Source organism: Pseudomonas allokribbensis, from assembly GCF_014863605.1.
GTDB lineage: Bacteria > Pseudomonadota > Gammaproteobacteria > Pseudomonadales > Pseudomonadaceae > Aquipseudomonas > Aquipseudomonas allokribbensis.
In genome coordinates this window covers 4,120,207-4,144,650 of sequence record NZ_CP062252.1, presented here as the reverse complement: position 1 = coordinate 4,144,650, position 24,444 = coordinate 4,120,207, and the positions used below count along the sequence as shown (strand labels likewise).

Genomic DNA, 24,444 nt, shown 5'->3' with positions numbered 1-24,444 from the left:
GAAACCGACATGCTCGATTCCAAACTGTTACGTAGCAACCTCCAGGACGTAGCGGACCGCCTGGCTTCCCGTGGCTTTGCCCTGGATGTCGCGCGCATCGAAGCGCTGGAAGAACAGCGCAAGACCGTCCAGACCCGCACCGAAGCACTGCAGGCTGAGCGTAACGCGCGTTCCAAATCCATCGGTCAGGCCAAGCAGCGCGGTGAAGACATCGCGCCGCTGATGGCGGACGTCGAGCGCATGGCGGGCGAACTGAGCGCCGGTAAAGTCGAGCTGGACGCGATCCAGACCGAACTGGATTCGATCCTGCTGGGCATTCCGAACCTGCCGCACGAATCGGTACCGGTTGGCGAAGACGAAGACGGCAACGTCGAAGTCCGCCGCTGGGGCACTCCGACTGCCTTCGATTTCCCGGTTCAGGATCACGTGGCCCTGGGCGAGAAGTTCGGCTGGCTCGACTTCGAAACCGCCGCCAAGCTGTCCGGTGCGCGTTTTGCGCTGCTGCGTGGCCCGATTGCCCGTCTGCATCGCGCACTGGCGCAGTTCATGATCAACCTGCACGTCACCGAGCACGGCTACGAAGAGGCTTACACGCCTTATCTGGTTCAGGCCCCGGCGCTGCAAGGCACCGGTCAACTGCCGAAGTTCGAAGAAGACCTGTTCAAGATCGCTCGCGAAGGCGAAGCCGATCTGTACCTGATCCCGACCGCCGAAGTGTCGCTGACCAACATCGTGGCCGGTGAAATCGTCGATTCGAAGCAGCTGCCGATCAAGTTCGTCGCTCACACTCCGTGCTTCCGTAGCGAAGCCGGTGCGTCGGGTCGTGACACTCGCGGCATGATCCGCCAGCACCAGTTCGACAAGGTCGAGATGGTGCAGATCGTCGAGCCGTCGACGTCGATGGACGCGCTGGAAAGCCTGACTGCCAACGCCGAGAAAGTCCTGCAACTGCTGGGTCTGCCTTACCGTACCCTGGCGCTGTGCACCGGCGACATGGGCTTCAGCGCGGTCAAGACTTACGACCTGGAAGTGTGGATCCCGAGCCAGGACAAATACCGTGAAATCTCGTCGTGCTCCAACTGCGGCGACTTCCAGGCCCGCCGCATGCAGGCGCGTTTCCGCAACCCGGAAACCGGCAAACCTGAACTGGTACACACCCTGAACGGTTCTGGTCTGGCGGTCGGTCGTACCCTGGTAGCTGTGCTGGAAAACTACCAGCAGGCCGACGGTTCGATCCGTGTGCCGGACGTGCTGAAGCCGTACATGGGTGGCCTTGAGGTCATCGGCTAAATGAAATATCTGCCGCTGTTTCACAACCTGCGCGGCAGTCGTGTGTTGGTCGTCGGTGGGGGGGAGATTGCCTTGCGCAAATCCCGCCTGCTGGCCGATGCCGGTGCGCTGCTGCGGGTGGTCGCACCTGAAATCGAAGCGCAACTGCGCGAGCTGGTTGCCGCCAGCGGTGGCGAGTGTCTGTCGCGCGGTTACGCCGAAACGGATCTGGACGGTTGCGGGCTGATCATTGCCGCCACCGACGATGAAGCCTTGAACGCGCAAGTTTCCGCCGATGCTCATCGGCGTTGCGTGCCGGTCAACGTGGTGGATGCGCCGGCGCTGTGCAGCGTGATCTTCCCGGCGATCGTTGATCGTTCGCCGCTGATCATTGCGGTCTCCAGCGGCGGCGATGCGCCGGTGCTGGCCCGGCTGATTCGCGCCAAGATCGAAACCTGGATTCCTTCGACCTACGGCCATCTGGCCGGTCTGGCCGCACGTTTTCGCAATCAGGTCAAAAACCTGTTTCCCGATGTGCAGCAGCGTCGTGCCTTCTGGGAAGACGTGTTCCAGGGGCCGATTGCCGACCGGCAACTGGCCGGGCAGGGCGCTGAAGCCGAACGTCTGTTGCAGGCGAAAATCGATGGCGAAGCGGCCGTGGCCACGGGCGAGGTGTATCTGGTGGGCGCGGGGCCGGGTGATCCGGATCTGCTGACCTTCCGCGCCTTGCGCCTGATGCAGCAAGCCGATGTGGTGCTGTATGACCGTTTGGTCGCTCCGGCGATTCTTGAGCTGTGCCGTCGCGATGCAGAGCGGGTTTACGTCGGCAAGCGTCGCGCCGATCACGCCGTACCGCAGGATCAGATCAACCAGCAACTGGTGGATCTGGCCAAGGCTGGCAAGCGCGTGGTGCGGTTGAAGGGCGGGGATCCGTTCATCTTCGGCCGTGGTGGCGAAGAGATCGAAGAACTGGCGGCCCATGGCATCCCGTTCCAGGTGGTGCCGGGCATCACGGCGGCCAGCGGTTGCGCGGCGTATGCCGGTATTCCGCTGACCCATCGTGATTACGCGCAGTCGGTGCGTTTCGTCACCGGGCACCTGAAGGACGGTTCCACCGATCTGCCGTGGGCCGACCTTGTCGCGCCGGCGCAGACGTTGGTGTTCTACATGGGGCTGGTGGGGTTGCCGATCATCTGCGAGCAGTTGATCAAGCATGGTCGTGCGGCCGATACCCCGGCAGCGTTGATCCAGCAGGGCACCACAGTCAATCAGCGGGTCTTCACCGGCACGCTGGCCGACCTGCCGCGTCTGGTGGCGGAGCATGAAGTCCATGCGCCGACGCTGGTGATCGTCGGTGAAGTGGTGCAACTGCGCGAGAAACTGGCGTGGTTCGAAGGCGCTCAGGCGCAGGTCTGAGCCTGAAATGATCGTTCCCATCGAGTGGGAACGATCATGCTGCTTTCAACCTCGGCGCCAAACCCCTTTCCCGCCCAACCGGTCCCGGTCATGGGCCACATTGAAATCCTGCTTCGGCCCCTTCGGTACCACCCCGGTCGGGTTGATGGTCTTGTGGCTGCCGTAGTAGTGGTTCTTGATGTGCTGGAAATCCACGGTCTCGGCAACGCCCGGCCACTGGCACATCTCACGCAGCCAGTTCGACAGGTTCGGATAATCGCTGATCCGCCGCAGATTGCATTTGAAGTGCCCGTGATACACCGCGTCGAAACGAATCAGCGTGGTGAACAACCGCACGTCCGCCTCGGTCAGGTATTCACCCGTCAGATAACGGTTGGCGCCCAGCACCTGCTCCAGATGATCCAGTTCGGCAAACACATCATCGAAAGCCTCTTCATAGGCGTTCTGCGAAGTAGCAAACCCGGCGCGATACACGCCGTTGTTCACGGCGGGATAGATCCGCTCGTTCAGCGCATCAATCTCACCGCGCAACGGCGCCGGATAGAAGTCCAGATCGTTGCCGGTCAAGTCGTCGAAGGCGCTGTTGAACATGCGGATGATCTCCGCCGATTCGTTGCTGACGATGCGCTTGAGCTTTTTGTCCCACAGAACCGGTACGGTGACGCGGCCGGTGTAGTCGGCGGTGTCAGCGGTGTAGCGCTGGTGCATGAAGTCGAAGTGGTCGAGTTTGTCGCCGGTCGAGCCGAGGTTCTGGTCGAAGGTCCAGCCGTTTTCCAGCATCAGCCAACTGACGACCGAAACATCGATCAGACTTTCCAGGCCCTTGAGCTTGCGCAGGATCAGCGTGCGATGCGCCCAAGGGCAGGCGAGGGAGACGTAGAGGTGATAGCGCCCGGCCTCGGCGGCAAAACCGCCTTCACCGCTCGGGCCAGGCTCACCGTTGCGAGTGACCCAGTTGCGACGCTGCGCCTGTTCACGCTGGAACGCGCCGTCCTTGCTGCTTTCGTACCACTTGTCCTGCCAGCGGCCGTCGACGAGTAAACCCATGATCAAGACTCCACAAACCAATAATCGTTGGAGCCGAGTCTATTCCGATGAGTTCGAACAAAAAGCGCAAAGATCGGGCGTGAATGATCGGTTAAATCGATTTGTTCCGTGCGGCCCAGTATTGCTCGGCAGTTTCGAAGGCTTGTTCGCGGCTTTGGCCAAGGCCTCGCAGGGCCAGGGCCATGGTCGAAATCAGGGCCATTTGCGGATAGCTGTCGACCACGTCGCCACGCCAGACGGCCTTCAGATGCTCGACATCCAGCGACGCCGGTTTGACGTGGCGTTGCGCCGACAACTGCGGCCATTCCTCGTCCCAGCTCTCGCCGCCGGTGGTGCCGTACAGGTGGCTGTCGGCATCCGGGTTGATCTCGATTTCGCCGCCGTCACCTTTGATCACGATCGCCGTATCGCCGAGCAGACCACTGGCATCGCGATGCACAGCCTGATAGCCGGGGTGGAAAATACTCTGCAAGCCGCAACGCGCGCCCAACGGATTGAGGATCCGCGCCAGCGAATGAATAGGCGAACGCAGGCCGAGGGTATTGCGCAGATCGATCATTCGCTGCAGCTGCGGTGCCCAGTCCAACAGTGGCATGAACGCCAGGCCACCGTTGTCCAGCGCCGCGCCGACCTGTTGCCAGTTGCGGCACAGCGGGATGTTCAGTTCACCGAGCAGTTGTTCGGAGTACAAGCGCCCGGCGGTGTGCGCGCCGCCGCCGTGCATGAAGATGCGCACGCCGTTCTGTGCCAGGCACTTGGCTGCCAGCAGATACCACGGCAGGTGACGCTTCTTGCCGGCATAGGTCGGCCAGTCCAGATCGACCTTCAGTGCTGGCGCCTGCAAGCGTTCACGCAGGGCTTCGGTGAAGCCGGCCATTTCCTCGGCGCTTTCTTCCTTGTGCCGCAGCAGCATCAGGAAGGCGCCGAGCTGGGTTTCTTCGACGGCTTCGTCGAGCACCATACCCATGGCTTCCCGGGCTTCCTCGCGGGTCAGGTCGCGGGCGCCGCGCTTGCCCTTGCCGAGGATGCGCACGAACTGGGCGAACGGGTGCTCGGCGGGCGTTTCGAGGGTCAGCGCTGGATAGTCGGTCATAGACAATTCGTCGGTTTGGGCAGGCCCGCCAGTTTCGCGGCGAGTTTGGCAGGGGTGCCTTTGAACAGTCGGTTCAGGTGCAGGCTGTTGCCTTTCTCTGCGCCGAGCTTGAGCGCGGTGTATTTGATCAGCGGCCGGGTGGCCGGGGACAGCTGGAATTCGGCATAGAAGCTGCGCAGCAGTTCGAGGACTTCCCAGTGTTCGGCGCTCAGTTCGATGTCTTCGGCAGCGGCGAGGGCGCTGGCGACTTCGGCCGACCAGTCGTTCAGGTCGACCAGGAAGCCGTCCTTGTCCAGTTCGATGGCGCGGGCGCCGACGGTCAGCGCATTCATAGCCAGGAATTGACCTTGTCGTGGTGGATCGACAGTTCGACGAAGGCCGGGTAATCGATGGATTCGGCCCAATCCGGAACCTGCACGGCGCGGGCTTGCGCGTCTTCGGCCAGAACGAAGAGTTTCACCCGACGGGTTTCCAGCGCAATGAACGGCGCAGTGCCGGGTTGCAGCGCATAAGCAGCATCGCCAGACAGCAACAGCGCGTCGGCAGAACCGAGCAGGCGCAGGCAACTGGTCAGGCGTTCGTCGCCGAACGGGGAATGGGACAACACATGCAAAGTCGACATCAGAGGGTGATCACCTGGTCGTAACGGTCAATGAGGGCGGTGATTTCATCGGCGGCCAAAGGCTGAGCCTCGTCCAGCGAACGATCGCCGAGGCCGCGAGCACTGGCGCTGTCGGCGCAGTAGAACAGCTCTTCCACACCGAACATCGGCAACGCTTGCAGGTTGGCGCTCAGGTCTTTCTGTTGCAGGGCCTTGGCGTTTTGCCCGGCGGCCAGTTGCAACACACCGTCGTCGAGAAACAGCAGGCCGATCGGCAGATCGAAGGCACCGCCGGCCAGCACGATATCCAATGCTTCGCGGGCACCGGGGCCGGACCACGGCGATTGACGGCTGATAATCAGAAGGGACTTGGCCATGTCATGCGCCTCCGAAACAGATCAGACGGTCGGCATCCTGAACCGCGTCATGCAACTGGCCGAGGCCGGACAATTCCCACGGCGCGCTGACCGCCACGGCTTCACGCTGATAACGCCCGGCTTCCTCGGCATTCAACACGCCACGGCGCAAAGCGGCGGCGATGCACACCACACCGTCGAGGTTTTGTTCGGTGATAAACGTTCGCCACTGTTTGGGCAGGTCCAGTTCGTCCTGCGGCGTGACCACGGCGTCAGACGCGATGTAGACACCGTCCTGATAGAAAAACAGCCGGACGATTTCATGCCCGCCGGCCAGCGCGGCCTGAGCAAACAGCAGGGCGCGGCGCGAGGAGGGCGCATGGGCGGCGGAAAACAACGCAATGGCGAACTTCATGACGGACTCGATCAGCAAAACTGCGGCCATGATAAAGCTTTCTCGGCGGGGCGGCGAAGTGGATGTTGCCGCAGACTTCAGCGCGGCATGTACCCCAACTGCCAGCGCCGGGGGATTTTCAGCGAGACCAGGCCGATCAACGCAGCCAGCAAACCGCTGGCGTACAGCGCTTTGAGCCCCAGGTGATGCTCCAGCACGGCACCGAGGATGGCGCCGATGAACATGCCGCTCCACGGCACCAGTTGCACGCGCCAGCCATTGCGCCGCTCGCCCATTATCCAGCGCCCCAGACCGCGACCGAACCGCGAGAGTGCACCGGTGACATAGGTCAGTCCGACCGCCAGACCGTTCACTTCCTCCACCGCGGCATTGAGCATGCCCATGGCGGTGATTGCCGCCAGCAATGCCGGCAGTTGCACATCGGACGGCCAGGCGGCGGCCCCGCAGAGCAGTGTCGCGATGCACAGCAGCAACGGCAGTGCGCGGCGCCTGCCGAGGCGACCGATCACCACGCCGAGGGCGTTGCCGAGGATGAACGTCGCGACCAGGATCACCAGCCGCAGCGTCAGACTCACATCGCCATCACTGATCGCCACCGCCAGCCGTGTGGTGTTCCCGCTCATGAATGAAACGAAGTCACCACTGGCCATGAAGCCGATGGCATCGGTCATCCCCGCCAGGACCGAGAGCGCGGCCACCATGGCCAGCCCTACGCGACCGCGCCATTTCTGCATATGCAAGTGGCCGGGGCTGGCGCGGTGAGTCGAGAGGGTTGGCAGCATTGGTGCGGATGTCCTTGCGTAGAGGTCAGGGTTCTATGCCATAAAGGTCGCAATATTCCAACCATTCCATCCCGGCCATCTCCGCCACTTCCCGATGCACTTCCAGGCGTTGCGCCTGATAGTCCTCGGGCGTTGCAGCGGTCAGTTGCAGCGTCAGTTCCCAGGCAAACAAGCCCTGGCTTTCGGCCTCGGCTTCGAAGGCTTCGTGCAGGCGTTCTTCGCGGTACTGTGCCGGGGTTTCGCCTTTGGCCTGGGCCAGCAACGGGTTGAGATGATCGAGGGCTTCGCGCACTTCAGGGTGTGCATCGAGAAACAGTTTCAGGGCATGTTCATGTCGCTGGTCGGTAGGCGCCATGGGGTTTCCTTGTGGGGCTGATGACCTTTAATGTGCCGCAGCGGCCGGCGGGTGTCGCGCTCTAAATGCAGTAAAGCAGAACGATTTTGCGCGTTGCGGTGATACAGTCCGTTTTTTTTCCGAATGAGCGAATGCAATGCGAATGCTGATGGTGGCACTGGCGGCAACCCTGCTGGCCGGTTGCGCGGGTTCGGCGATGGAAGACGCCCGCACGCAAACCCCTTACAAAGTCCTGAACTCGGACAAACCCGAGAAAGTCGTGGCCCAGTGCGTGCAATTCGCCTGGCAGGACGAAGCGGTGTTCGGCGTCGATGCGGCGGCGTATCTGCAACCGGGCAAGAAGGGCGGTTCGACGGTCTACACCCGTTCGGCGGAGTCGTTTGTCGACGTGACCACGAATGCGTCCGGCACGGTGCTGAGCTACTACGCGCAGAAGGATGACTTTGTCGCCAAGCGCCGGCTGGCGGCGTTGGCGACCTGTCTGTAACACCTAGCGATCCGCGGGGTTCAGACGTCCAGACGCTTCTGGAAAAACATGCGTTTGTGCCCCGGCGGGTAATCCGACAACTCGCCAAACTGGCTATATCCCAGCTTCTTGTAGAATTCCGGCGCCTGAAAATCGAAGGTGTCGAGCCAGGCCCCGATGCAACCCTTCTCACGCGCCAGGTCTTCGGCCATGCGCATCAGTTTCGACCCGATCCCCTGGTGGCGACCCTGCTCCGGCACCGACAGCAAATCGACAAACAGCCACTGGCAGACCAACCGGCCATAGAGTCCACCCAGAATGGTGTCGTGTTCATCGCGTACCAGCAGCGTAAGCGGCTCCGATACGGCAATCCCGGCCTGAGCGACGTTGTAGGCGTGCAGCGGCGCCAGAATGGCCAGGCGTTCTTCTTCTGTAGAGTCTTGCGACAGCTCGATCCGTAAACTCATGTGCAACATCCTTATGGCAGTGAACCGGCAGCCTATCGCGCCTCGGTCAATTGATCCATCCCGGCATCGAACAGTTGGAACCGTCGCTCCAGCGTTGGGGTCTAGCCCTTGAAGGCGTTCATTCCGAATGCGTTTATCGAGGAGAGTCCATGAACATTTTCGAAGCCCTTCGCGAGAGCCACGATCGCCAGCGTGGGTACGCCAAGACCTTGATCAAGACCAGCGGCGATACCCCGGAACGCGTCGAAGCCTACAAGCAACTCAAAGCCGAACTGCAGGCCCACGAAACGGCCGAAGAACGCCACTTCTACATCCCGTTGATGGAGTTCGACAACGGCGTCGATCTCAGTCGCCACGCCATCGCCGAACACCATGAAATGGACGAAATGATGGAGGAGCTCGACGAGACCGAAATGTCCAGTCCGGCCTGGCTGGCCGCGGCGAAAAAGCTCTCGGACAAGGTCCATCACCACTTGAAGGAGGAGGAGCAGAAGTTCTTCCAGATGGCTGGCAAGCTGCTCGACGACAAACAGAAAGAACAGCTCGCCGGGCAGTATGAAAAGGAGTTCAAGGCGCAGCTTCCCTGAGCCGGTGAATGCAGGTTTTTGTAATGACGCCGTGTAGGCTTTTTGCCATGCGTTGGGTGAGCGTCGTCGCAATGTACTGTATTTATATCCAGTATTTTCGGTGTTTTACGCATTTCACCGCCGCAGGCAGCGACAAAACCGCCGATGGACAAAAAATCCCCCTCCGTTAGCTTGAAGGCCTCTCCTCGGAAAGGAGAGTTCTTAAATCAACGGAGTGAAAAACATGAACCAACCACAAGCTCAAACCCAACTGCGACACGGTCGCGTCATTTCCCCTGCAAGCCGCGGTGCGGTGGCCATCGAACAAGGACTGCTCGGTGGCTGGCAGGTCAACGAGATGGAAGGTGGCAAGAACTTCCCGGCACTGGTGGCCGGCCCGTTCCCGGCGCCTTTCGAGTCGGATAACCCGAGTGTCGTGCCTCCGGCCGACGGTCACATTCTCAGCGGTGGCAAGGACGATGCCCGCGATTGCGTGAACTTCACCGACGAGGAAATGAGCAAGAAACTCGGTCGTCCGTTCACCTGGCCGCTGCTCAACGTCACCCCTGGCCAGACCCTTGAAGTCAAATGGGAATACACCGCGCCGCACACCACTCGCGGTTACCGCTGGCTGATCACCAAGGATGGCTGGGACCCGAAACAACGCATCACCCGTGCACAACTGGAAGCAAAACCGTTCGCCGAGGACTTCTATCCGCAAGTGCCGTACTACAGTCATGCGGCGGAGCTGAAGGCCAAGGTCAATCACGCGGTGAAACTTCCGGCCAACAAGCAAGGTCATCACGTTGTTGTCCTGATGTGGATCGTCGCCAACACCGGCAACGCCTTCTATCAGGCCTTCGATGTGGACTTCAAATAAGTCCGTAACACCCACCTACACGTTCTGAAGGATTAGAACATGTCAAATATCGACTTCACCTTATTGCAAAACCAGGCGAGCGACGCGGCTTCGCTGATGCCGAGCATCGCCGGCAAGAAAATCCTCATGGGCTTCTGGCACAACTGGCCGGCCGGCCCGAGCGATGGCTATCAGCGTGGTCAGTTCGCCAACATCGCCCTGGAAAACGTGCCCAAGGACTACAACGTGGTTGCGGTGGCGTTCATGAAGGGCAGCGGGATTCCGACCTTCAAGCCGTTCAACGTCTCCGATGCCGAGTTTCGCCGTCAGGTCGGCGTGCTCAACAGCCAGGGCCGGGCCGTGCTGATTTCCCTCGGCGGCGCCGATGCGCACATCGAGTTGCGTGCCGGGCAGGAGCAACCGCTGGCCAACGAAATCATCCGTCTGGTGGAAACCTACGGCTTCGACGGGCTGGACATCGATCTTGAGCAGAGCGCGATTGATTTCGCTGCCAACAAGACCGTCCTGCCGGCCGCGCTGAAACTGGTCAAGGATCACTACGCAGGCCAGGGCAAGCATTTCATCATCAGCATGGCCCCGGAGTTTCCGTACCTGACGACCACTGGCAAATACGTCGGTTACTTGCAGGCGCTGGAAGGCTACTACGACTTCATCGCGCCGCAGTTCTACAACCAGGGCGGTGACGGTGTCTGGGTGCCGGAGGCCAACAACGGCAACGGTGCGTGGATCGCGCAGAACAACGATGCGCTGAAAGAGGACTTCCTCTATTACCTGACCGAAAGTCTGGTGACCGGCACTCGCGGATTCACCAAAATCCCTGCGGACAAGTTCGTCATCGGCCTGCCAGCCAACGTCGACGCCGCTGCCACCGGTTACGTGATCGACAAGAACGTGGTCGGCAATGCGATGAAACGCCTGGCGGTCAAAGGGCACCCGATCAAGGGCCTGATGACGTGGTCGGTGAACTGGGACAACGGCACCAGCAAGGATCGTGTGCCGTACAACTGGGAGTTCAGTCGGCGTTATGGACCGTTGATCAACGGCGCAGGAGCGGCCTCGCCGGAGCCTGATGTCGCGATTGCGGACATGGCCCGCCAGCGGTAATTGAATAAAAAAGCCCGGTAGCGCTGCCGGGCTTTTTTTCGCCTAACATGGGGCTTCCCGATGACAACAATGGATGAAGCGTCATGCCCAACACCGCCGAGCGGATCAATATCGTCGACACTCAGGTGTTGTCCCACGACTGGTACCTGCTGAAGAAAATCACCTTCGACTACCTGCGCAACAACGGTGAATGGCAACGCCAGACCCGCGAGGTCTACGACCGTGGCAATGGTGCGGCAATTCTGTTGTTCAACCGCGAAAAACGCACAGTGGTACTGACTCGCCAGTTCCGTCTGCCGGTGTTCGTCAACGGTCACGACGGTTTGCTGATCGAGGTCGCTGCCGGGTTGCTGGAAGGCGCAGCACCGGAGCAGCGCATTCGCGATGAGGCCGAGGAGGAAACCGGTTACCGCGTGCATGACGTGAAGAAGGTGTTCGAGGCATACATGAGCCCGGGCTCAGTGACCGAGAAGCTGCACTTCTTCGTCGCCGAATATGACGCGAAGTCGAAGGTCGGCGATGGCGGCGGCCTGGAAGAGGAAACCGAAGAACTTGAAGTGCTGGAGTGGCGTTTCGACGATGCACTGGCAGCGTTTCATCGAGGCGAAATCTGCGATGCCAAGACCATCATGCTGTTGCAGTACGCGGCGATGAATCACTTCTTCGGCGCTTAAAACAGATCACCGGTCTTGCCGATGTCCGACCACTGGCCACCTTCCAGTGTCAGCAACCGCTCCTTGGCTTCAAGGCCTCCGGCAAACCCGGTCAGTTTTCCCGACGCTCCGATCACCCGATGACAGGGCGCGATGATCGAAATCGGGTTTCTGCCGTTCGCCGCGCCGACGGCGCGCACTGCGCTGGGGTGACCGATCTGCCGGGCAATCTGGCTGTAGGTGCGGGTTTCGCCAAACGGAATGGTGAGCAATGCGGCCCAGACCTTTTTCTGGAACTCGGTGCCGGCGAAATCCAGATCCAGATCGAACGCACTTCGCGTCCCGGCAAAATATTCTTCCAGTTGCTGCGCGGTTTTCATCAACACCGGATTGTCCGGGGCTTCGTTCATCGGCCCGAGGCGCACCCGATTCGGTTTGTCGTTTTCCCAGAGGATGGCGGCCAGTCGTGAACCGTTCGCGACCAGCTTCAACTCGCCAACGGGCGAGGGCAGGGTGATGAACGTGTAGGCCATGGGGAAAACTCCGGATCGGCTCGGCAACAGCGCCCAGCATACTGCCGGATCGGGGAGGCGCAAACCGCAATCGCGACCATACTGGCTGATGCTCTTGAAGCGCTTTCCTACCTTATAAAAAGAAGAGACCGACTCATGAAGTACGAACCTTTTGCCAAATCGCTGATTGCGACCTCATTGGCGCTCAGTTGCCTCATGGCCCACGCCGCCTCCGTGGCACCGGTTGCCGCCGAAAACGGCATGGTGGTCACCGCCCAGCATCTGGCGACCCATGTGGGTGTCGATGTACTGAAAAGTGGCGGCAATGCGGTGGATGCGGCGGTCGCCGTAGGCTACGCACTGGCGGTGGTTTACCCGGCAGCGGGCAACCTCGGTGGTGGTGGTTTCATGACCATTCAACTGGCGGACGGACGCAAGACCTTCCTCGACTTCCGGGAGAAAGCCCCATTGGCCGCAACGGCCGACATGTACCTCGACAAGCAGGGCAACGTCATTCCTGATCTGAGTACCCGTGGTCACCTGGCCGTTGGCGTTCCTGGCACCGTGTCCGGCATGGAGCTGGCGCTGAGCAAGTACGGCACCAAGCCGCGCAAGGACATGATCGCCCCGGCGATCAAACTGGCGGAAGAAGGTTTCGAACTGGAACAGGGCGACGTCGATCTGCTGGATTACGCCACCGACGTGTTCAAGAAGGACATCAAAGACTCCGGCGCGATCTTTCTGAGCAACGGTGAGCCGATGCAGGTCGGGCAGAAACTGGTGCAGAAGGACCTCGGTAAAACCCTGCGCACCATTTCCGAAAAAGGTGCGGACGGTTTCTATAAAGGCTGGGTCGCCGACGCGATCGTCACTTCCAGCCAGGCCAACAAGGGCATCATCACCCAGGCCGACCTCGACAAATACAAGACCCGCGAGCTGGCTCCGGTGGAGTGCGACTATCGCGGTTATCACGTCGTGTCGGCACCGCCGCCAAGCTCCGGCGGGGTGGTGATCTGCCAGATCATGAACATCCTCGAAGGCTACCCGATGAAAGATCTGGGCTTCCATTCGGCCCAAGGCATGCACTACCAGATCGAGGCGATGCGCCACGCGTATGTGGATCGCAACAGCTATCTGGGCGACCCGGATTTCGTGAAGAACCCGATCGAACATCTGCTGGACAAGAACTACGCGACCAAGCTGCGCAACGCGATCCAGCCGCAGAAGGCCGGCGTGTCTGCGGAACTCAAACCCGGCGTTGCGCCGCACGAAGGCAGCAACACCACGCACTACTCGATCGTCGACAAATGGGGCAACGCGGTGTCTGTCACCTACACCCTCAACGACTGGTTCGGCGCAGGCGTGATGGCGAGCAAGACCGGGGTGATCCTCAACGATGAAATGGACGACTTCACCTCGAAAGTCGGCGTGCCGAACATGTATGGCCTGGTGCAGGGCGAAGCCAACGCCATCGCGCCCGGCAAGGCGCCGCTGTCGTCGATGAGCCCGACCATCGTGACCAAGGACGGCAAGGTGGTGATGGTGGTGGGCACGCCGGGTGGTAGTCGCATCATCACGGCAACCTTGCTGACCATGCTCAATGTCATCGACTACGGCATGGGCCTGCAGGAAGCGGTCGATGCGCCGCGTTTCCACCAGCAGTGGATGCCGGAACAGACCAACCTCGAAGACTTCGCCGCCAGCCCCGACACGAAGAAAATTCTCGAGAGCTGGGGCCATAAGTTCGCGGGTCCGCAGGACGCCAACCACATCGCTGCCATTCTGGTCGGCGCGCCGTCGCTGGGCGGTAAACCGGTCGGCAAGAACCGCTTCTACGGCGCCAACGATCCACGGCGCAACACCGGGTTGTCATTGGGTTACTGAGAAGGGTAAAAAGGGGGCGGGCACACGTCCGCCCCTGTCTCAAGGACCGATCAAGGAAGGCTCACCATGACCACCGCATTGCTGATCATTGATGTCCAGCGCGCCCTGTGCACAGGCGAATACGAGTGCCACGACATCAAACGGGTGATCGACACCATCAACGGCCTCAGTGCCCGCGCGCGCAAGGCTGGGGTTACAGTTGTACTGATCCAGCATAACGAAAAGGACAGTCCGTTCGTCCACGGCACCGAGGGCTGGCAACTGGCTGACGGCCTGGCCACCGCGCCGGGCGATCTGCGCGTCGACAAGACCGCCAATGACTCGTTCTACCAGACCAACCTGCAGAAACTGATCCCCCGGGAAGACTTCGACCGCCTGGTGATCTGCGGTCTGCAAACCGATTACTGCGTCAACGCCACCGTGCGCCAGGCCCATCAACTGGGCTATGACGTGGAACTGGCGGCCGACGCACATTCCACCGTCGACAACGGCAACATGAGCGCCGAAGACATCATCGCCGAGCACAACAAGGACTGGGCGCACCTGACCGGTTCCGTGGCACGGATCGATGTGAAGCCGGCGGCTGACATCGCGTTCTGATGCTCTTTTGCCGAAGCCCCCGGTTGTCTGCCTGCAACCGGTGAAAAATCCAGAGCATCGATAGCCCGGGCGCGGCATACTGCCGCCGCCTCAGGAATGGAATCTGTCGATGCTCGCTTTCAATCTCCGTCACGCCTTGCTGCTGACGTCTCTCGTTTTTGCTGCCAACACTCACGCTGCCAGTTTTGACTGCGCTGGCGCTTCCAGCCCGGTTGAAAAAGCCATTTGCGCTGATCCGTATACGTCGAGACTTGATGAGAAGCTTGGGGAGGTCTGGAGGACAGCGGTGGTGCAGGTTGCAGATCCGCAAACGCTCAAGGCTGATCAAAGAGCATGGTTGAAGAACCGCAGCCTTTGTGGCGCCGAACCGGCCTGCATGCGTCGTCAATATCTGATGCGCCTGAGTGAGCTGGAACATGCGACCAGAGCGTTCACCTGGGATGCCACATGGCAGTTGATTCCTCACGGGGTGAACTCGGCATCTGAAGTGATCATCAAGCGTCAGGACGCCACACACATCCGCTTTGGGGTTTCAGCACAGGAGGGCGCCAACTCTGGTGATCTGGAAGGTATTGCTGTGTTGAATGGTGGTGAAGCCCGTTTCGAAGAGGGTAGTTGCACGCTTGTTTTTCGAGCGATCAATGGTGTCCTGGACGTCACACAGAATGGTGGCGACGGTGATTGCGGTGGAGGTATGGGCGTCTTCTACTCAGGTCGTTATGTGGCGTCTGATAAACCACTTTCGATGAATTACAACTTGCTCAGCCTTGGACTTGCTCGTACGCAGCAAGAGGATCAGGCGTTGCATAAACTGCTCAAGGGTGATTATCAGAAGCTGGTGGACCGTACGAGTACCATGACCGTCGGCGACCCGGCGGTTGATGTGCCTGATGCAGAGATCATCGAGATGTGGGTGCGCGGACTGGGCAATGTGAACGCGGCCATTCTGATGCGTGCGGCCAGTAACCGTTTCTGGGTGCTGATGTTGGTGCCTGATAAAGAGGGCCATACGCGAGCCCGTTATTACACCAATGTACCGGAATGGAAAAAGCGTCTGCCTGCTCAGTTCCAGGCCTGGTACGAACGGATGGAAGGCGACCACGCACTACCTCTGGACATCATGCCCTGACCCTCCCGCTCAAGTCGCAAACATCAACCTGCGAACATCACTCACCGGCTCGGACACCACACCGCCCAGCACCAGCCGCGTAATGGTATCCGCCGCCACCGCATAATCCTCATCCTGCGGCACTTCCCGCCCGGTGATGCGCCCCATCTGCCAGCCGATATTGGTGTAGGTGCGCGTCGCCGACCAGATGAACAACATCAAATGCTCGGGATCGACCGGGGCCAGCAAGCCGCGTTCGATCCAGCTGCGCAGGCACTCGACATTGCGCCTGGCTTCGGCATGCAGCAGGTCACGGCATTCGTCGGGCAACTGGCGACCGCCCAGCAGCAGTTCACCACTGAACACTTTGGCAATTGCCGGATGCTCGCGGGCAATGCGGATGCGCGCGGCGACGTAGGCGCGCAGGCCGATCAGCGGGTCATCACTTTCGCGCAGCACCGCCGAGGCTTCCAGCAGCGGCTCGACGAAGCCGAGCAGCACTTTGCCGTAGAGGTTTTCCTTGCTCTGGAAGTAGTAATACAGATTGGCCTTGGGCACCCCGGCACGGGCGGCGATGTCGCGGGTCTGGGTCGCGTCGAAGCCGTTGGCGGCAAACTCTTCGCTGGCGGCTTTGAGGATCTGTTGCTGGTTGCGTTCGCGGATGCTGCTCATGGACGGCATGGAAGATCTGGCCATTTCGGGCTCGCAATATACAAAACTATATAGCGGTTAAGCCAGTGTACTCGACGGACAGCGCTATGCTGGTGCAATCATTGGAATCGATCGGGGAGGGGATATGAGTCTTCAGGCACTGCGCGCCCACGCGGAACATCTGGATGCGGTAGCCGAACTGTTCGATGGTTATCGCGGTTTCTATGGCCAGCCGTCGAACCTGGCGCAATCGCGGGCCTTCATCGCCGAGCGCATGGCCGGCAATGAATCGGCGATTTTTCTGGTTGAGGACGAAAGCGGTAATGCGCTGGGATTCGTCCAGTTGTACCCGACATTTTCTTCGATAGACGCCCACCGCACCTGGCTGCTCAGCGACCTGTTCACCACGCCGGCCGCCCGAGGTCGTGGCGTCGGACGATTGCTGATGAACACCGCGCGCGACTTCGCCGTGGAAACCGGTGCCAAGGGGCTGGTGCTGGAAACCGCCACTGACAACTTCACCGCCCAGGGGTTGTACGAGTCTCTCGGTTGGGTGCGTGACACCGGGTATTACACTTACGTGCTCGACCTGCGGCAGGGCTGAGCCGGCAATATTTTCAGGTTTTCCCGAATCAGGTCTTTTCCCGAGCGCGGGCGATCACTAGAATCCGCCCCGGCGCTCCGCAATGGAGGCTCTTTGATATCACTTTAGGGACGACATCATGCAATTCGGGAAAATCCTTGCGCTGGGTCTGGTGCTCACGCTGGGCGGCTGTGCCAGTTTCACCAAGGATGAAGTAGCACCGGTCACGCTGCCATCGATGGCCAACTACACCAACAAACCTAACGTTTATGTGGATTTCGACTTCTACCAGGGCGAGCCGAAAAGCGCTTCCGCCGTGGAAATTCCGCAAGCGCGTGACAATCTCAAGCCACAGCTGCAAAAGATCCTGAAGGATTCAGGTCTGTTCGGCCGTGTGACCCTCGATCAGTTCGAGAAGCAGCCAGGCGATTACAGCCTGCGCCTGAAGATGTACAACCATCCGCCGAATGCCGGTTCGATGGTACTGGCGTTCATCAGCGGTTTCAGCATGATGGTCATCCCGGCCTATGGCACCGACCAGTACACATTGAGCCTGGAAACCCTCGACCAGAACGGCCAGGCGATGGCCACTGCCAGCAACCATGACGCGGTTGGCACCTGGTTCGGTATCTGGTTTATCCCGCTGATGGCCAACACCCCTAAAGACGCGGTTAATGACACTTTCAATCGTCAGGTCAACGCGCTGCTCAAGCAGTGGGCTGAAAGCAACAGCCCGAAATACTCGGCACTCTGAACGACTCGCCCGTCGACAGGAAGCCAAAAAAAGAGCCGCAATCGCGGCTCTTTTTTTTGCCCTTACTTCAGGGCCTGGATGAACTGAGGATCGCTGTACAGATCCTTCAGCAAATCCTGCAGCATCGGGTTGTAGGCGTTGGTCGCGTTGGGAATCGCGATGAAGCCGAAGAAGCTGCTGTTCCACTGATGGCTGACTTCCTTGGTCGCGTCGTACACCACGTTCTTGCCGTCGAGCATCGTGAAGCGCGCGGCAATCTTGCCGTCACCGGTACCCATCCCGGCATTCAACTGGTTTTTCACTACCAGCACTTGCAGGTGGCGAGTGGCGTTCGGGTCGAGCAGGCCGGCCTTGCGCAGTTCTTCGGTGATCGCGTCCTGGATATGCGCCGGGATGCTGCCCGTCGGCGACTTGATCGGGTTGGCGCGGACCATCAACGAGCCTTCGCCCGACTCGGCGGTAACCTGCGGATTGCTGATCGCGTGCAGCGGCGGAGTTTGCTTGAGCTTTTGAACGTTGTCGAAGCTTGGCTCGTAGCGGGTCATGGTCATGCCACAGCCTTGCAGGAGCAGAGCAAACAGCGGGACCAACAGCAGGGTTTTTTTCACAGCAGTTCCTTGCGCGTTGAAGAAGGGGGGCGAATTATGGGCAGAGTGCCATCATCCGGCAACCTTCTTTGCCGTGAGTCAATCAACCTGTCGCAACAACGCTTCGATCCGGGCCAGTTCCCAGGTACTCAGCAGGCTGACCGGATCGGTGCCAAAGCGTTGCCGGGTGTCGAGTGTCCATCGACGACCTTGCGGACAACGACAGTCGCAACAGTGGTGCAGGTGTTGGCCGTCGAAGTCGAGTTGCAGGTTCCAGCCTTCAATGTCGACTGAAACCTGACCGGATCGCGGGCCCGTCACCCGGAAATGGCGCACGCCCAGCGCGGCATCACGCAGGCACTGGCAAACTTCGCGGGCGGATAGAGGTGACATGTTCAAACCCGTAGATCAATGAAGCCCGCAAGCATAGAGCGCCAACCCGTCCCTGTCAGCGATCACTGGCCCGTGCCCGGGCATTTGCGTAACATCCGCAACCCTCTTTTTCCCGCGAATGCAGTGGCCGCCCGTGTCGGCCGCTTTGTCAGGTAAGCCATGAAACCGATTCGTCTGCGCGCCGATGTCCTGGCCGGACTCACCACCTCGTTTGCCCTGTTGCCCGAATGCATTGCGTTTGCGCTGGTGGCTCACCTCAATCCGCTGATGGGCCTGTACGGCGCCTTCATCATTTGCACGCTGACCGCGTTGTTCGGCGGCCGGCCGGGCATGGTGTCCGGGGCGGCCGGTTCGATGGCGGTGGTGATCGTCGCGCTGGTGGTGCAGCACGGCGTGCAGTACCTGCTGGCGACCGTGTTGCTCGGCGGCTTGATCATGATGGCGTTCGGGCTGTTGCGCCTGGGCAAACTGGTGCGCATGGTGCCGCACCCGGTGATGCTAGGGTTCGTCAACGGTCTGGCAATCATCATTGCGCTGGCGCAACTGGAGCATTTCAAAAGCGGTGAGCAGTGGCTCAGCGGCACGCCGTTGTACCTGATGACCGGGCTGGTGCTGCTGACCATGGCCATCGTCTACCTCCTGCCGCGCCTGACCCGCGCGGTGCCGCCAGCGCTGGTGGCGATCCTAGGCGTCGGTTTGCTGGTTTATCTGCTTGGCCTGCCGACCCGCACCCTCGGCGACATGGCGCACATCGCCGGCGGTCTGCCGACGTTCGCGCTGCCGGACATTCCGTGGACGCTGGACACCCTGCGCATCATCGCGCCCTACGCGATTTTGATGGCTATGGTCGGCCTGCTGGAAACCCTGCTGACCCTCAACCTCACCGACGAAATCACCGAAACCCGTGGCTACCCGGATCGCGAGTGCGTGGCGCTGGGCGCTGCGAACATGGTGTCCGGCGCGTTCGGCGGCATGGGTGGTTGCGCGATGATCGGCCAGACCGTGATCAACCTCAGTTCCGGCGGGCGCGGGCGGTTGTCCGGGGTGGTGGCGGGGGTGTTGATCCTGCTGTTCATTCTGTTTCTGTCGCCGCTGATCGAGCGGATTCCGTTGGCGGCGCTGGTGGGGGTGATGTTCGTGGTGTCGCAGCAGACGTTTGCCTGGGCCTCGTTGCGGGTGCTGAACAAAGTGCCGCTCAACGATGTGCTGGTGATCATCGCGGTAACCACCATCACGGTGTTCACCGATCTGGCCACGGCAGTGCTGTGCGGGATCATCATCGCGGCGCTGAACTTTGCCTGGCAGCAAGCGCGCGAACTGTACGCCGATGAACATCTGGAAGCCGACGGCAGCAAACTGTATCGCCTGCACGGCACGCTGTTTTTTGCCTCGACCACGCCGTTCCTCAATCAGTTCAACCCGGCCAGCGACCCACAGCGGGTGACGCTGGATTGCCGGCACCTGAGCTTTGTCGACTACTCGGCCATCGCTGCGTTGAAAACCCTGCGCGAACGTTACGCCAAGGCCGGCAAGCAATTGCAGGTGTTTCACCTGTCCGAGCGCTGCAAGAAATTGCTGAAACGCGCCGGGGTCGATCACGACTGAGATCGACCCCGGTCACTGATCAGGCATCGATGGCCGGGAAATCGATGTCGGTCAGCGCCACGTTGTTGAGGTAGTTGGTCAGGGTCTGCGCGGCGACGATGGCGATCGTTTCGATGATCTTCTTGTCGTCGATGCCGGCAGCGCGGGCGGCGGCGATATGTTCATCGCTCAGATGGCCACGGGTTTCCGTCAGTTGATGGGCGAGGGTGGCGAAGGCGTTCAGCCGACCGTGACGCGCCTCGACAATCTCCTGCGCTGCCAGTCCGGCCTTGCTGGCAAACAAGGTGTGCGCCGCCAGGCAGTAATCGCAGCCGTTGACCTGCGACGTGGCGAGGTACACCGCTTCTTTTTCCTTGGCGCTCAGGGACGTTTTGCCCAGTGTGGCGGAGATTTGCACGTAGGCATCCAGTGCGGCGGGCGCAACAGCCAGGGTCTTGAACAGGTTGGGCAGGAAGCCGATTTTTTTCTGCACGCCTTCAAGCGTCGGGCGAGTGGCGTCAGTGGCGGTTTCGAGGCTGACAGGAACGATGCGGCTCATGGTGATTCTCCGAAAGTCCGGTGCGAAGTGCGCCGGGGATGGAGGTCATGTTATTGAGCGCGACTGGTGCTTTGGGTGCAAATCGTCGAGGATATGCGACAGATCGTCCAAACCTTCCGTCAGGGATTCTTCCATGGATCGCTTGTCCACGTTGCTCAGCCACTTCGGCGTCAATGCCGGCACCTTCCACAGCGGCACCTTCTGCGGCATCAGTGCCTATGGTGGCGATCAAGTCTGCGGTCATGTGCATCTGTTGCAGGCCGGGCAGGTGCTGCTCAAACCGGGGAATGACCCCGAACTCACGCTCAGTGAACCGACCCTGATTTTCTTCCCCCGACCGTTTGCTCACCGACTGTTCGCCGATGAAGCCATGAACACGCAACTGGTGTGCGCCTCACTGACGTTTGATGGCGGTGCAGGCAATGCGCTGGCGGCGGCATTACCGGATTATCTGGTGCTGAAACTCGTCGACCTTCCTGAAATGGCCAGCACCCTGGAGTGGCTGTTCAAGGAAGCGTTCGACGGCCACTGCGGGCGCGAAGCGGTGATGGATCGGCTGTTCGAGTTGCTGGTGATTCTGCTGCTGCGGCATCTCATCAGCAGTCGCGACCAGCAGCCGGGCATGATGGCGGGGCTGGCGGATCCGAAGATTTCCCGTGCGTTGAGCCTGATGCATGACCAACCGGCCAAGGCCTGGAGTGTTGCCGAACTGGCAGCGACCGCGCATGTGTCCCGTGCCGGTTTTGCCGAGCACTTCCGGCGAGTGGTGGGGCAGACGCCGGTGGATTATCTGGTGAGCTGGCGAATCAGCCTCGCGCAGAAACGTCTGCGCGAAGGGCGGCCGATCGCCCTGATCGCCGAAGAAGTCGGCTATGAAAGCCCTTCGGCGCTGGCCCGGGCGTTTCGGCGCAAGACCGGGCTCAGTCCACGGGAGTGGAAAGCGGGAGTGAGTTGAAGGTCATTTGGCGAATTTCTTCGCCCCGGCGACGCACAGGATCACGCCCAACGTGACCACCAGCATGCCGACGCTGACCTGTTCATGCAGCAACGTCGCCGCCAGCGCCAGACCGAAGAACGGCTGTAACAACTGCAACTGTCCGACCGCAGCAATCCCGCCCTGAGCCAGTCCGCGATACCAGAACACAAAACCGATCAGCATGCTGAACAGCGAAACGTAAGCCAGGCACACCCACGCCGACACGCTGATGCCACTGAACGAGACGGGCGCCAGCCATACGCTTAATACGGCCATCGCGGGCAACGAAAGCACCAACGCCCAGCAGATCACTTGCCAGCCGCCGAGGGTACGCGAGAGTTTTGCGCCTTCGGCATAACCGAGACCGCAGGCGAGGATCGCCGCCAGCATCAACAGATCGCCGGTGGGCGAGGCGGTCAGGCCTTGTGAAACAGCAAAACCGACCACCAGCGAACTGCCCAGCACCGAAAAGATCCAGAACACCGGACGCGGCCGTTCACCGCCGCGCAACACGCCGAAAATCGCTGTCGCCAGTGGCAGCAATCCTACAAACACAATGGAATGCGCCGACGTCACGTATTGCAGCGCAAGGGCGGTCAATAACGGGAAACCCACGACCACGCCCAACGCCACGATCAACAACGAGAACCACTGATCCCGCGCCGGTCGTCGTTCGCGAAACAGCCATAACAGGCACAGCGCCAACACCCCGGCGATGGCGGCGCGGATGACGGTGAGGAACACCGGGTCGAATTCCAGCACCGCCAGCCGCGTGGCCGGCAGCGAACCGCTGAAAATCACGACGCCGATGAAACCGTTGATCCAACCACTGGTTTTTTCCAGGGCCGGTGCGGGCAGATTCGTGGTTCGTTCCATGTTGGGTCACGCTCAAGAGTGGGGTTGCTTGTGGCTCATCCTAGGGCTGAGAATCAGCACAATCAAAGAATTGTCATGGATACATCCCGACATGCCGCGCTCCCGTTACAAGACCCTCGTTGATACCTATGCCGCCGATATTCGCAGCGGTCGCCTGTTGCCCGGCACGCGGCTGCCGACCCACCGGCAACTGGCCGCCAGCGAAGGGTTGGCGCTGGTCACGGCGTCGCGGGTATACGCGGAGCTTGAGGCGATGGGCCTGGTCAGCGGCGAAGCGGGGCGAGGTACGTTTGTGCGGGAGATGTCGTTGCCGCCGGGGCACAGCATCGATCAGAAAGACGTGGCGGTCGGTATGGTCGACCTCAATTTCAACTACCCGTCGTTGCCCGGTCAGGCCGAGTTATTGCGAACGGCGCTGCGGCAATTGGCGCTCTCCGGCGACCTCGAAGCGCTGCTGCGCTATCAACCCCACGCCGGCCGAGTGCACGAGCGCGCCTCGGTCGCCCGGCATTTGCAAACCCGTGGCCTGAAGGTCGATGCCGGGCAAGTGCTGATCGTCAACGGGGCGCAACAGGGACTGGCCGTCGCGCTGATGGCGCTGTTCAAACCCGGGGATGTCATTGCCGCCGATGCCTTGACCTATTCCGGCTTCAAGGTGCTGGCTGAGGCGTTGCACCTGGAAGTGGTGGCGATTCCGGTGACCGATCACGGGCCGGATTTGCCGGCGCTGGAGCGACTCTGCCACAGCCGCTCGGTGCGTGCCGTGTACAGCATGCCGACCCTGCACAATCCGCTCGGCTGGGTCATGTCCCTTGATCAGCGCGAACAGCTGGTGGCGATTGCCCGACAGCATGATCTGACGATCATCGAGGACGCGGCCTACGCCTTTCTGGTCGATAACCCGCCGCCACCGTTGGCCGATCTGGCAGCGGAGCGGACGATTTACGTCTCGGGTCTCTCGAAAAACATCGCCACCGGCCTGCGCGTCGGCTTCATCGCCGCGCCGCTGCAAACCGTCCCGGCCCTTGAGCGCATCATCCGCGCCACCACCTGGAACACTCCGGGCGTCATGACTGCCATTGCCTGCGGCTGGCTCGACGACGGCACCGTCACGGTGCTCGAAGCGCAAAAACGTCACGACGCTCGGGCACGTCAGGTGCTGGCGGGCGAAATACTCAAAGACATCGTGCACATTGGCCATCCGTCCTCGTATTTCCTCTGGCTGCCATTGCCGGAGGACGCGCGCGCCGATCAGGTCGTGGTCGAGTTGATGCAGCAGCAGATTGCGGTATCGATCGCTGAACCGTTCGTGGTTTCGGCGCACATCCCCCATGCGATCCGGATTGCCCTGGGGTCGGTGGACATGGATGTACTGCGTCAGGCGCTGATAAAAGTCCGGCAGGTGGTGGGCGCCTACCAATAGCCGATCGCCACAAAATGTTACCCTTGCGCCGCCCGATTTACGCCAGTCCGGAACCTGCAATGAAAAAACGCGCCTTACTGACCTTCGCCCTGATCCTCAACGCAGGCCTGCTCAGCACGCCCGCCCTGGCGGCGGGCGACGCCGAGGCCGGCGCCAAAATCTTCCCGCGCCTGTGCGGCGGCTGCCATCAGGTCGGCGAATCCGCCCGCCCCGGATTCGGCCCGGAACTCAACGGCATCATCGGCCGCCCGGCCGGGACGTCGGCGAACTACGTGTATTCAGATGCCATGAAGAACTCCGGCGTGACCTGGAACCGTGAAACGCTGACGGCGTATCTGAAGGACCCGAAGGGCGTGGTGCCGGGGACGCGGATGATCTTCTGGGGGCTGAGTGACGAGGAGAAGATCGATAATCTGTTGGCGTATCTTCAGACGTTTGCCCAGCAATGAAAATCTTGCACGGGAGCTGAGTAAGACAGCTCCCG

At 60.8% G+C, this 24,444-nt stretch carries 30 protein-coding genes and 1 pseudogene; 16 read left to right on the top strand and 15 right to left on the bottom strand.

What is annotated here, in order from left to right; translation table 11 throughout:
• Positions 1-9: 9 nt before the first annotated feature.
• Positions 10-1,290 carry a serine--tRNA ligase gene (gene serS / locus IF199_RS18925; protein ID WP_192558399.1) on the top strand — a complete coding sequence of 427 codons (1,281 nt, stop codon included), beginning with the start codon at positions 10-12 and terminating at the stop codon, positions 1,288-1,290.
• Positions 1,291-2,685: a siroheme synthase CysG gene (gene cysG / locus IF199_RS18920; RefSeq protein WP_192558398.1), complete on the top strand. Its 1,395-nt coding sequence runs from the start codon at positions 1,291-1,293 to the stop codon at positions 2,683-2,685. It begins immediately after the preceding gene.
• A 45-nt stretch (positions 2,686-2,730) separates the two neighbouring features.
• Here cysG and IF199_RS18915 read toward each other — a convergent pair whose 3' ends face one another.
• From IF199_RS18915 to IF199_RS18880, 8 genes are all read right to left on the bottom strand, one after another.
• Positions 2,731-3,732 carry a glutathione S-transferase family protein gene (locus IF199_RS18915; RefSeq protein ID WP_192558397.1) on the bottom strand — a complete coding sequence of 334 codons (1,002 nt, stop codon included), beginning with the start codon at positions 3,730-3,732 and terminating at the stop codon, positions 2,731-2,733.
• Between the two features lie 91 nt (positions 3,733-3,823).
• The gene (locus IF199_RS18910; protein ID WP_192558396.1) at positions 3,824-4,825 is read right to left on the bottom strand and encodes a glycosyl transferase family protein; all 1,002 of its coding nucleotides are present in this window, start codon (positions 4,823-4,825) and stop codon (positions 3,824-3,826) included.
• On the bottom strand, positions 4,822-5,157 hold the full coding sequence (locus IF199_RS18905; protein WP_085732133.1) for a TusE/DsrC/DsvC family sulfur relay protein: 336 nt from the start codon (positions 5,155-5,157) through the stop codon (positions 4,822-4,824). Before IF199_RS18905 ends, IF199_RS18910 begins: the two co-directional genes overlap by 4 nt.
• Positions 5,154-5,447 carry a sulfurtransferase complex subunit TusB gene (tusB, locus tag IF199_RS18900; protein WP_192558395.1) on the bottom strand — a complete coding sequence of 98 codons (294 nt, stop codon included), beginning with the start codon at positions 5,445-5,447 and terminating at the stop codon, positions 5,154-5,156. The genes IF199_RS18905 and tusB overlap by 4 nt, the downstream gene beginning before the upstream one ends.
• On the bottom strand, positions 5,447-5,803 hold the full coding sequence (gene tusC / locus IF199_RS18895; RefSeq protein WP_192558394.1) for a sulfurtransferase complex subunit TusC: 357 nt from the start codon (positions 5,801-5,803) through the stop codon (positions 5,447-5,449). The genes tusB and tusC overlap by 1 nt, the downstream gene beginning before the upstream one ends.
• A 1-nt stretch (position 5,804) precedes the next feature.
• A complete protein-coding gene (gene tusD / locus IF199_RS18890) occupies positions 5,805-6,197 on the bottom strand; it encodes a sulfurtransferase complex subunit TusD (RefSeq protein ID WP_192560979.1) in 393 nt (130 codons plus the stop codon).
• Positions 6,198-6,274: 77 nt separating this feature from the next.
• Positions 6,275-6,979, bottom strand: coding sequence for a YoaK family protein (locus IF199_RS18885; RefSeq protein WP_102622706.1), 705 nt, complete (start codon positions 6,977-6,979; stop codon positions 6,275-6,277).
• Between the two features lie 25 nt (positions 6,980-7,004).
• Positions 7,005-7,334: a DUF6388 family protein gene (locus tag IF199_RS18880; RefSeq protein ID WP_192558393.1), complete on the bottom strand. Its 330-nt coding sequence runs from the start codon at positions 7,332-7,334 to the stop codon at positions 7,005-7,007.
• Between the two features lie 136 nt (positions 7,335-7,470).
• Between IF199_RS18880 and IF199_RS18875 the strand changes: the two genes are divergently transcribed.
• Positions 7,471-7,821 (top strand): hypothetical protein, encoded by a 351-nt coding sequence (locus IF199_RS18875; protein ID WP_096822637.1) that lies wholly within the window; start codon positions 7,471-7,473, stop codon positions 7,819-7,821.
• A gap of 20 nt (positions 7,822-7,841) precedes the next feature.
• On the opposite strand, the gene IF199_RS18870 is transcribed toward IF199_RS18875, so the two are convergent.
• On the bottom strand, positions 7,842-8,267 hold the full coding sequence (locus tag IF199_RS18870; RefSeq protein WP_096822636.1) for a GNAT family N-acetyltransferase: 426 nt from the start codon (positions 8,265-8,267) through the stop codon (positions 7,842-7,844).
• Positions 8,268-8,416: 149 nt separating this feature from the next.
• On the opposite strand from IF199_RS18870, the gene IF199_RS18865 reads away from it, so the two are divergent.
• The 4 genes and pseudogenes from IF199_RS18865 (at position 8,417) to IF199_RS18850 (ending at position 11,491) form a co-directional block, all read left to right on the top strand.
• Positions 8,417-8,854, top strand: coding sequence for a hemerythrin domain-containing protein (locus tag IF199_RS18865; RefSeq protein ID WP_192558392.1), 438 nt, complete (start codon positions 8,417-8,419; stop codon positions 8,852-8,854).
• A 223-nt stretch (positions 8,855-9,077) separates the two neighbouring features.
• Entirely contained in the window at positions 9,078-9,713 is a 636-nt protein-coding gene (locus IF199_RS18860) for a lytic polysaccharide monooxygenase auxiliary activity family 9 protein (RefSeq protein ID WP_192558391.1), read from the top strand.
• 39 nt (positions 9,714-9,752) lie between these two features.
• Positions 9,753-10,781, top strand: a pseudogene (locus IF199_RS18855) (chitinase); the annotation flags it as partial.
• Between the two features lie 119 nt (positions 10,782-10,900).
• Positions 10,901-11,491 carry an NUDIX domain-containing protein gene (locus IF199_RS18850; RefSeq protein ID WP_096822633.1) on the top strand — a complete coding sequence of 197 codons (591 nt, stop codon included), beginning with the start codon at positions 10,901-10,903 and terminating at the stop codon, positions 11,489-11,491.
• On the opposite strand, the gene IF199_RS18845 is transcribed toward IF199_RS18850, so the two are convergent.
• A complete protein-coding gene (locus IF199_RS18845) occupies positions 11,488-12,003 on the bottom strand; it encodes a methylated-DNA--[protein]-cysteine S-methyltransferase (RefSeq protein ID WP_096822632.1) in 516 nt (171 codons plus the stop codon). The genes IF199_RS18850 and IF199_RS18845 overlap by 4 nt on opposite strands.
• A 135-nt stretch (positions 12,004-12,138) precedes the next feature.
• Between IF199_RS18845 and ggt the strand changes: the two genes are divergently transcribed.
• The 3 genes from ggt to IF199_RS18830 all read left to right on the top strand — a co-directional run bounded on the left by ggt (position 12,139) and on the right by IF199_RS18830 (position 15,595).
• Entirely contained in the window at positions 12,139-13,866 is a 1,728-nt protein-coding gene (gene ggt, locus IF199_RS18840; protein WP_192558390.1) for a gamma-glutamyltransferase, read from the top strand.
• A gap of 66 nt (positions 13,867-13,932) precedes the next feature.
• Positions 13,933-14,466, top strand: a complete 534-nt coding sequence (locus IF199_RS18835; RefSeq protein WP_096822630.1) for a cysteine hydrolase family protein — start codon at positions 13,933-13,935, stop codon at positions 14,464-14,466.
• Between the two features lie 109 nt (positions 14,467-14,575).
• Positions 14,576-15,595, top strand: coding sequence for a lysozyme inhibitor LprI family protein (locus IF199_RS18830; protein WP_192558389.1), 1,020 nt, complete (start codon positions 14,576-14,578; stop codon positions 15,593-15,595).
• A gap of 9 nt (positions 15,596-15,604) precedes the next feature.
• Here the strand turns inward: IF199_RS18830 and IF199_RS18825 are convergent, their stop codons facing one another.
• Positions 15,605-16,246 (bottom strand): TetR/AcrR family transcriptional regulator, encoded by a 642-nt coding sequence (locus IF199_RS18825; protein WP_192560978.1) that lies wholly within the window; start codon positions 16,244-16,246, stop codon positions 15,605-15,607.
• 124 nt (positions 16,247-16,370) lie between these two features.
• On the opposite strand from IF199_RS18825, the gene IF199_RS18820 reads away from it, so the two are divergent.
• Entirely contained in the window at positions 16,371-16,829 is a 459-nt protein-coding gene (locus tag IF199_RS18820; protein ID WP_096822628.1) for a GNAT family N-acetyltransferase, read from the top strand.
• A 118-nt stretch (positions 16,830-16,947) separates the two neighbouring features.
• Positions 16,948-17,562 carry a hypothetical protein gene (locus IF199_RS18815; protein WP_096822627.1) on the top strand — a complete coding sequence of 205 codons (615 nt, stop codon included), beginning with the start codon at positions 16,948-16,950 and terminating at the stop codon, positions 17,560-17,562.
• A gap of 62 nt (positions 17,563-17,624) precedes the next feature.
• On the opposite strand, the gene IF199_RS18810 is transcribed toward IF199_RS18815, so the two are convergent.
• Both IF199_RS18810 and IF199_RS18805 read right to left on the bottom strand, forming a co-directional pair.
• Positions 17,625-18,170, bottom strand: a complete 546-nt coding sequence (locus IF199_RS18810; RefSeq protein ID WP_096822626.1) for a hypothetical protein — start codon at positions 18,168-18,170, stop codon at positions 17,625-17,627.
• A 78-nt stretch (positions 18,171-18,248) separates the two neighbouring features.
• Positions 18,249-18,542: a DUF7693 family protein gene (locus IF199_RS18805; protein ID WP_192558388.1), complete on the bottom strand. Its 294-nt coding sequence runs from the start codon at positions 18,540-18,542 to the stop codon at positions 18,249-18,251.
• A gap of 159 nt (positions 18,543-18,701) precedes the next feature.
• Here IF199_RS18805 and IF199_RS18800 point away from each other — a divergent pair, with 159 nt between their 5' ends.
• A complete protein-coding gene (locus IF199_RS18800; protein WP_192558387.1) occupies positions 18,702-20,147 on the top strand; it encodes a SulP family inorganic anion transporter in 1,446 nt (481 codons plus the stop codon).
• Positions 20,148-20,166: 19 nt separating this feature from the next.
• Here IF199_RS18800 and IF199_RS18795 read toward each other — a convergent pair whose 3' ends face one another.
• Positions 20,167-20,685: a carboxymuconolactone decarboxylase family protein gene (locus IF199_RS18795; protein WP_192558386.1), complete on the bottom strand. Its 519-nt coding sequence runs from the start codon at positions 20,683-20,685 to the stop codon at positions 20,167-20,169.
• A 133-nt stretch (positions 20,686-20,818) separates the two neighbouring features.
• Between IF199_RS18795 and IF199_RS18790 the strand changes: the two genes are divergently transcribed.
• Entirely contained in the window at positions 20,819-21,640 is an 822-nt protein-coding gene (locus tag IF199_RS18790; protein WP_192558385.1) for a cupin domain-containing protein, read from the top strand.
• Positions 21,641-21,643: 3 nt separating this feature from the next.
• On the opposite strand, the gene IF199_RS18785 is transcribed toward IF199_RS18790, so the two are convergent.
• A complete protein-coding gene (locus IF199_RS18785; protein WP_192558384.1) occupies positions 21,644-22,537 on the bottom strand; it encodes a DMT family transporter in 894 nt (297 codons plus the stop codon).
• A gap of 91 nt (positions 22,538-22,628) precedes the next feature.
• Between IF199_RS18785 and IF199_RS18780 the strand changes: the two genes are divergently transcribed.
• Both IF199_RS18780 and IF199_RS18775 read left to right on the top strand, forming a co-directional pair.
• Positions 22,629-23,960, top strand: coding sequence for an aminotransferase-like domain-containing protein (locus tag IF199_RS18780; protein WP_192558383.1), 1,332 nt, complete (start codon positions 22,629-22,631; stop codon positions 23,958-23,960).
• Positions 23,961-24,019: 59 nt separating this feature from the next.
• Entirely contained in the window at positions 24,020-24,409 is a 390-nt protein-coding gene (locus IF199_RS18775; RefSeq protein ID WP_192558382.1) for a c-type cytochrome, read from the top strand.
• The last annotated feature ends 35 nt before the right edge of the window (positions 24,410-24,444 follow it).

Bases quoted from the DNA above. Each gene is read 5' to 3' on its own strand.
- IF199_RS18850 (WP_096822633.1), top strand. From the start codon at position 10,901: ATGCCCAACACCGCCGAGCGGATCAATATCGTCGACACTCAGGTGTTG.
- tusD (WP_192560979.1), bottom strand. From the start codon at position 6,197: ATGAAGTTCGCCATTGCGTTGTTTTCCGCCGCCCATGCGCCCTCCTCG.
- serS (WP_192558399.1), top strand. From the start codon at position 10: ATGCTCGATTCCAAACTGTTACGTAGCAACCTCCAGGACGTAGCGGAC.
- tusC (WP_192558394.1), bottom strand. From the start codon at position 5,803: ATGGCCAAGTCCCTTCTGATTATCAGCCGTCAATCGCCGTGGTCCGGC.
- IF199_RS18775 (WP_192558382.1), top strand. From the start codon at position 24,020: ATGAAAAAACGCGCCTTACTGACCTTCGCCCTGATCCTCAACGCAGGC.
- IF199_RS18815 (WP_096822627.1), top strand. From the start codon at position 16,948: ATGCAATTCGGGAAAATCCTTGCGCTGGGTCTGGTGCTCACGCTGGGC.
- IF199_RS18865 (WP_192558392.1), top strand. From the start codon at position 8,417: ATGAACATTTTCGAAGCCCTTCGCGAGAGCCACGATCGCCAGCGTGGG.
- IF199_RS18800 (WP_192558387.1), top strand. From the start codon at position 18,702: ATGAAACCGATTCGTCTGCGCGCCGATGTCCTGGCCGGACTCACCACC.
- IF199_RS18880 (WP_192558393.1), bottom strand. From the start codon at position 7,334: ATGGCGCCTACCGACCAGCGACATGAACATGCCCTGAAACTGTTTCTC.
- IF199_RS18785 (WP_192558384.1), bottom strand. From the start codon at position 22,537: ATGGAACGAACCACGAATCTGCCCGCACCGGCCCTGGAAAAAACCAGT.
- tusB (WP_192558395.1), bottom strand. From the start codon at position 5,447: ATGTCGACTTTGCATGTGTTGTCCCATTCCCCGTTCGGCGACGAACGC.
- IF199_RS18870 (WP_096822636.1), bottom strand. From the start codon at position 8,267: ATGAGTTTACGGATCGAGCTGTCGCAAGACTCTACAGAAGAAGAACGC.
- IF199_RS18875 (WP_096822637.1), top strand. From the start codon at position 7,471: ATGCGAATGCTGATGGTGGCACTGGCGGCAACCCTGCTGGCCGGTTGC.
- IF199_RS18860 (WP_192558391.1), top strand. From the start codon at position 9,078: ATGAACCAACCACAAGCTCAAACCCAACTGCGACACGGTCGCGTCATT.
- IF199_RS18905 (WP_085732133.1), bottom strand. From the start codon at position 5,157: ATGAATGCGCTGACCGTCGGCGCCCGCGCCATCGAACTGGACAAGGAC.
- IF199_RS18885 (WP_102622706.1), bottom strand. From the start codon at position 6,979: ATGCTGCCAACCCTCTCGACTCACCGCGCCAGCCCCGGCCACTTGCAT.
- IF199_RS18805 (WP_192558388.1), bottom strand. From the start codon at position 18,542: ATGTCACCTCTATCCGCCCGCGAAGTTTGCCAGTGCCTGCGTGATGCC.
- IF199_RS18910 (WP_192558396.1), bottom strand. From the start codon at position 4,825: ATGACCGACTATCCAGCGCTGACCCTCGAAACGCCCGCCGAGCACCCG.
- IF199_RS18830 (WP_192558389.1), top strand. From the start codon at position 14,576: ATGCTCGCTTTCAATCTCCGTCACGCCTTGCTGCTGACGTCTCTCGTT.
- ggt (WP_192558390.1), top strand. From the start codon at position 12,139: ATGAAGTACGAACCTTTTGCCAAATCGCTGATTGCGACCTCATTGGCG.
- IF199_RS18915 (WP_192558397.1), bottom strand. From the start codon at position 3,732: ATGGGTTTACTCGTCGACGGCCGCTGGCAGGACAAGTGGTACGAAAGC.
- IF199_RS18795 (WP_192558386.1), bottom strand. From the start codon at position 20,685: ATGAGCCGCATCGTTCCTGTCAGCCTCGAAACCGCCACTGACGCCACT.
- IF199_RS18790 (WP_192558385.1), top strand. From the start codon at position 20,819: ATGGATCGCTTGTCCACGTTGCTCAGCCACTTCGGCGTCAATGCCGGC.
- IF199_RS18845 (WP_096822632.1), bottom strand. From the start codon at position 12,003: ATGGCCTACACGTTCATCACCCTGCCCTCGCCCGTTGGCGAGTTGAAG.
- IF199_RS18780 (WP_192558383.1), top strand. From the start codon at position 22,629: ATGCCGCGCTCCCGTTACAAGACCCTCGTTGATACCTATGCCGCCGAT.
- IF199_RS18820 (WP_096822628.1), top strand. From the start codon at position 16,371: ATGAGTCTTCAGGCACTGCGCGCCCACGCGGAACATCTGGATGCGGTA.
- IF199_RS18825 (WP_192560978.1), bottom strand. From the start codon at position 16,246: ATGAGCAGCATCCGCGAACGCAACCAGCAACAGATCCTCAAAGCCGCC.
- cysG (WP_192558398.1), top strand. From the start codon at position 1,291: ATGAAATATCTGCCGCTGTTTCACAACCTGCGCGGCAGTCGTGTGTTG.
- IF199_RS18835 (WP_096822630.1), top strand. From the start codon at position 13,933: ATGACCACCGCATTGCTGATCATTGATGTCCAGCGCGCCCTGTGCACA.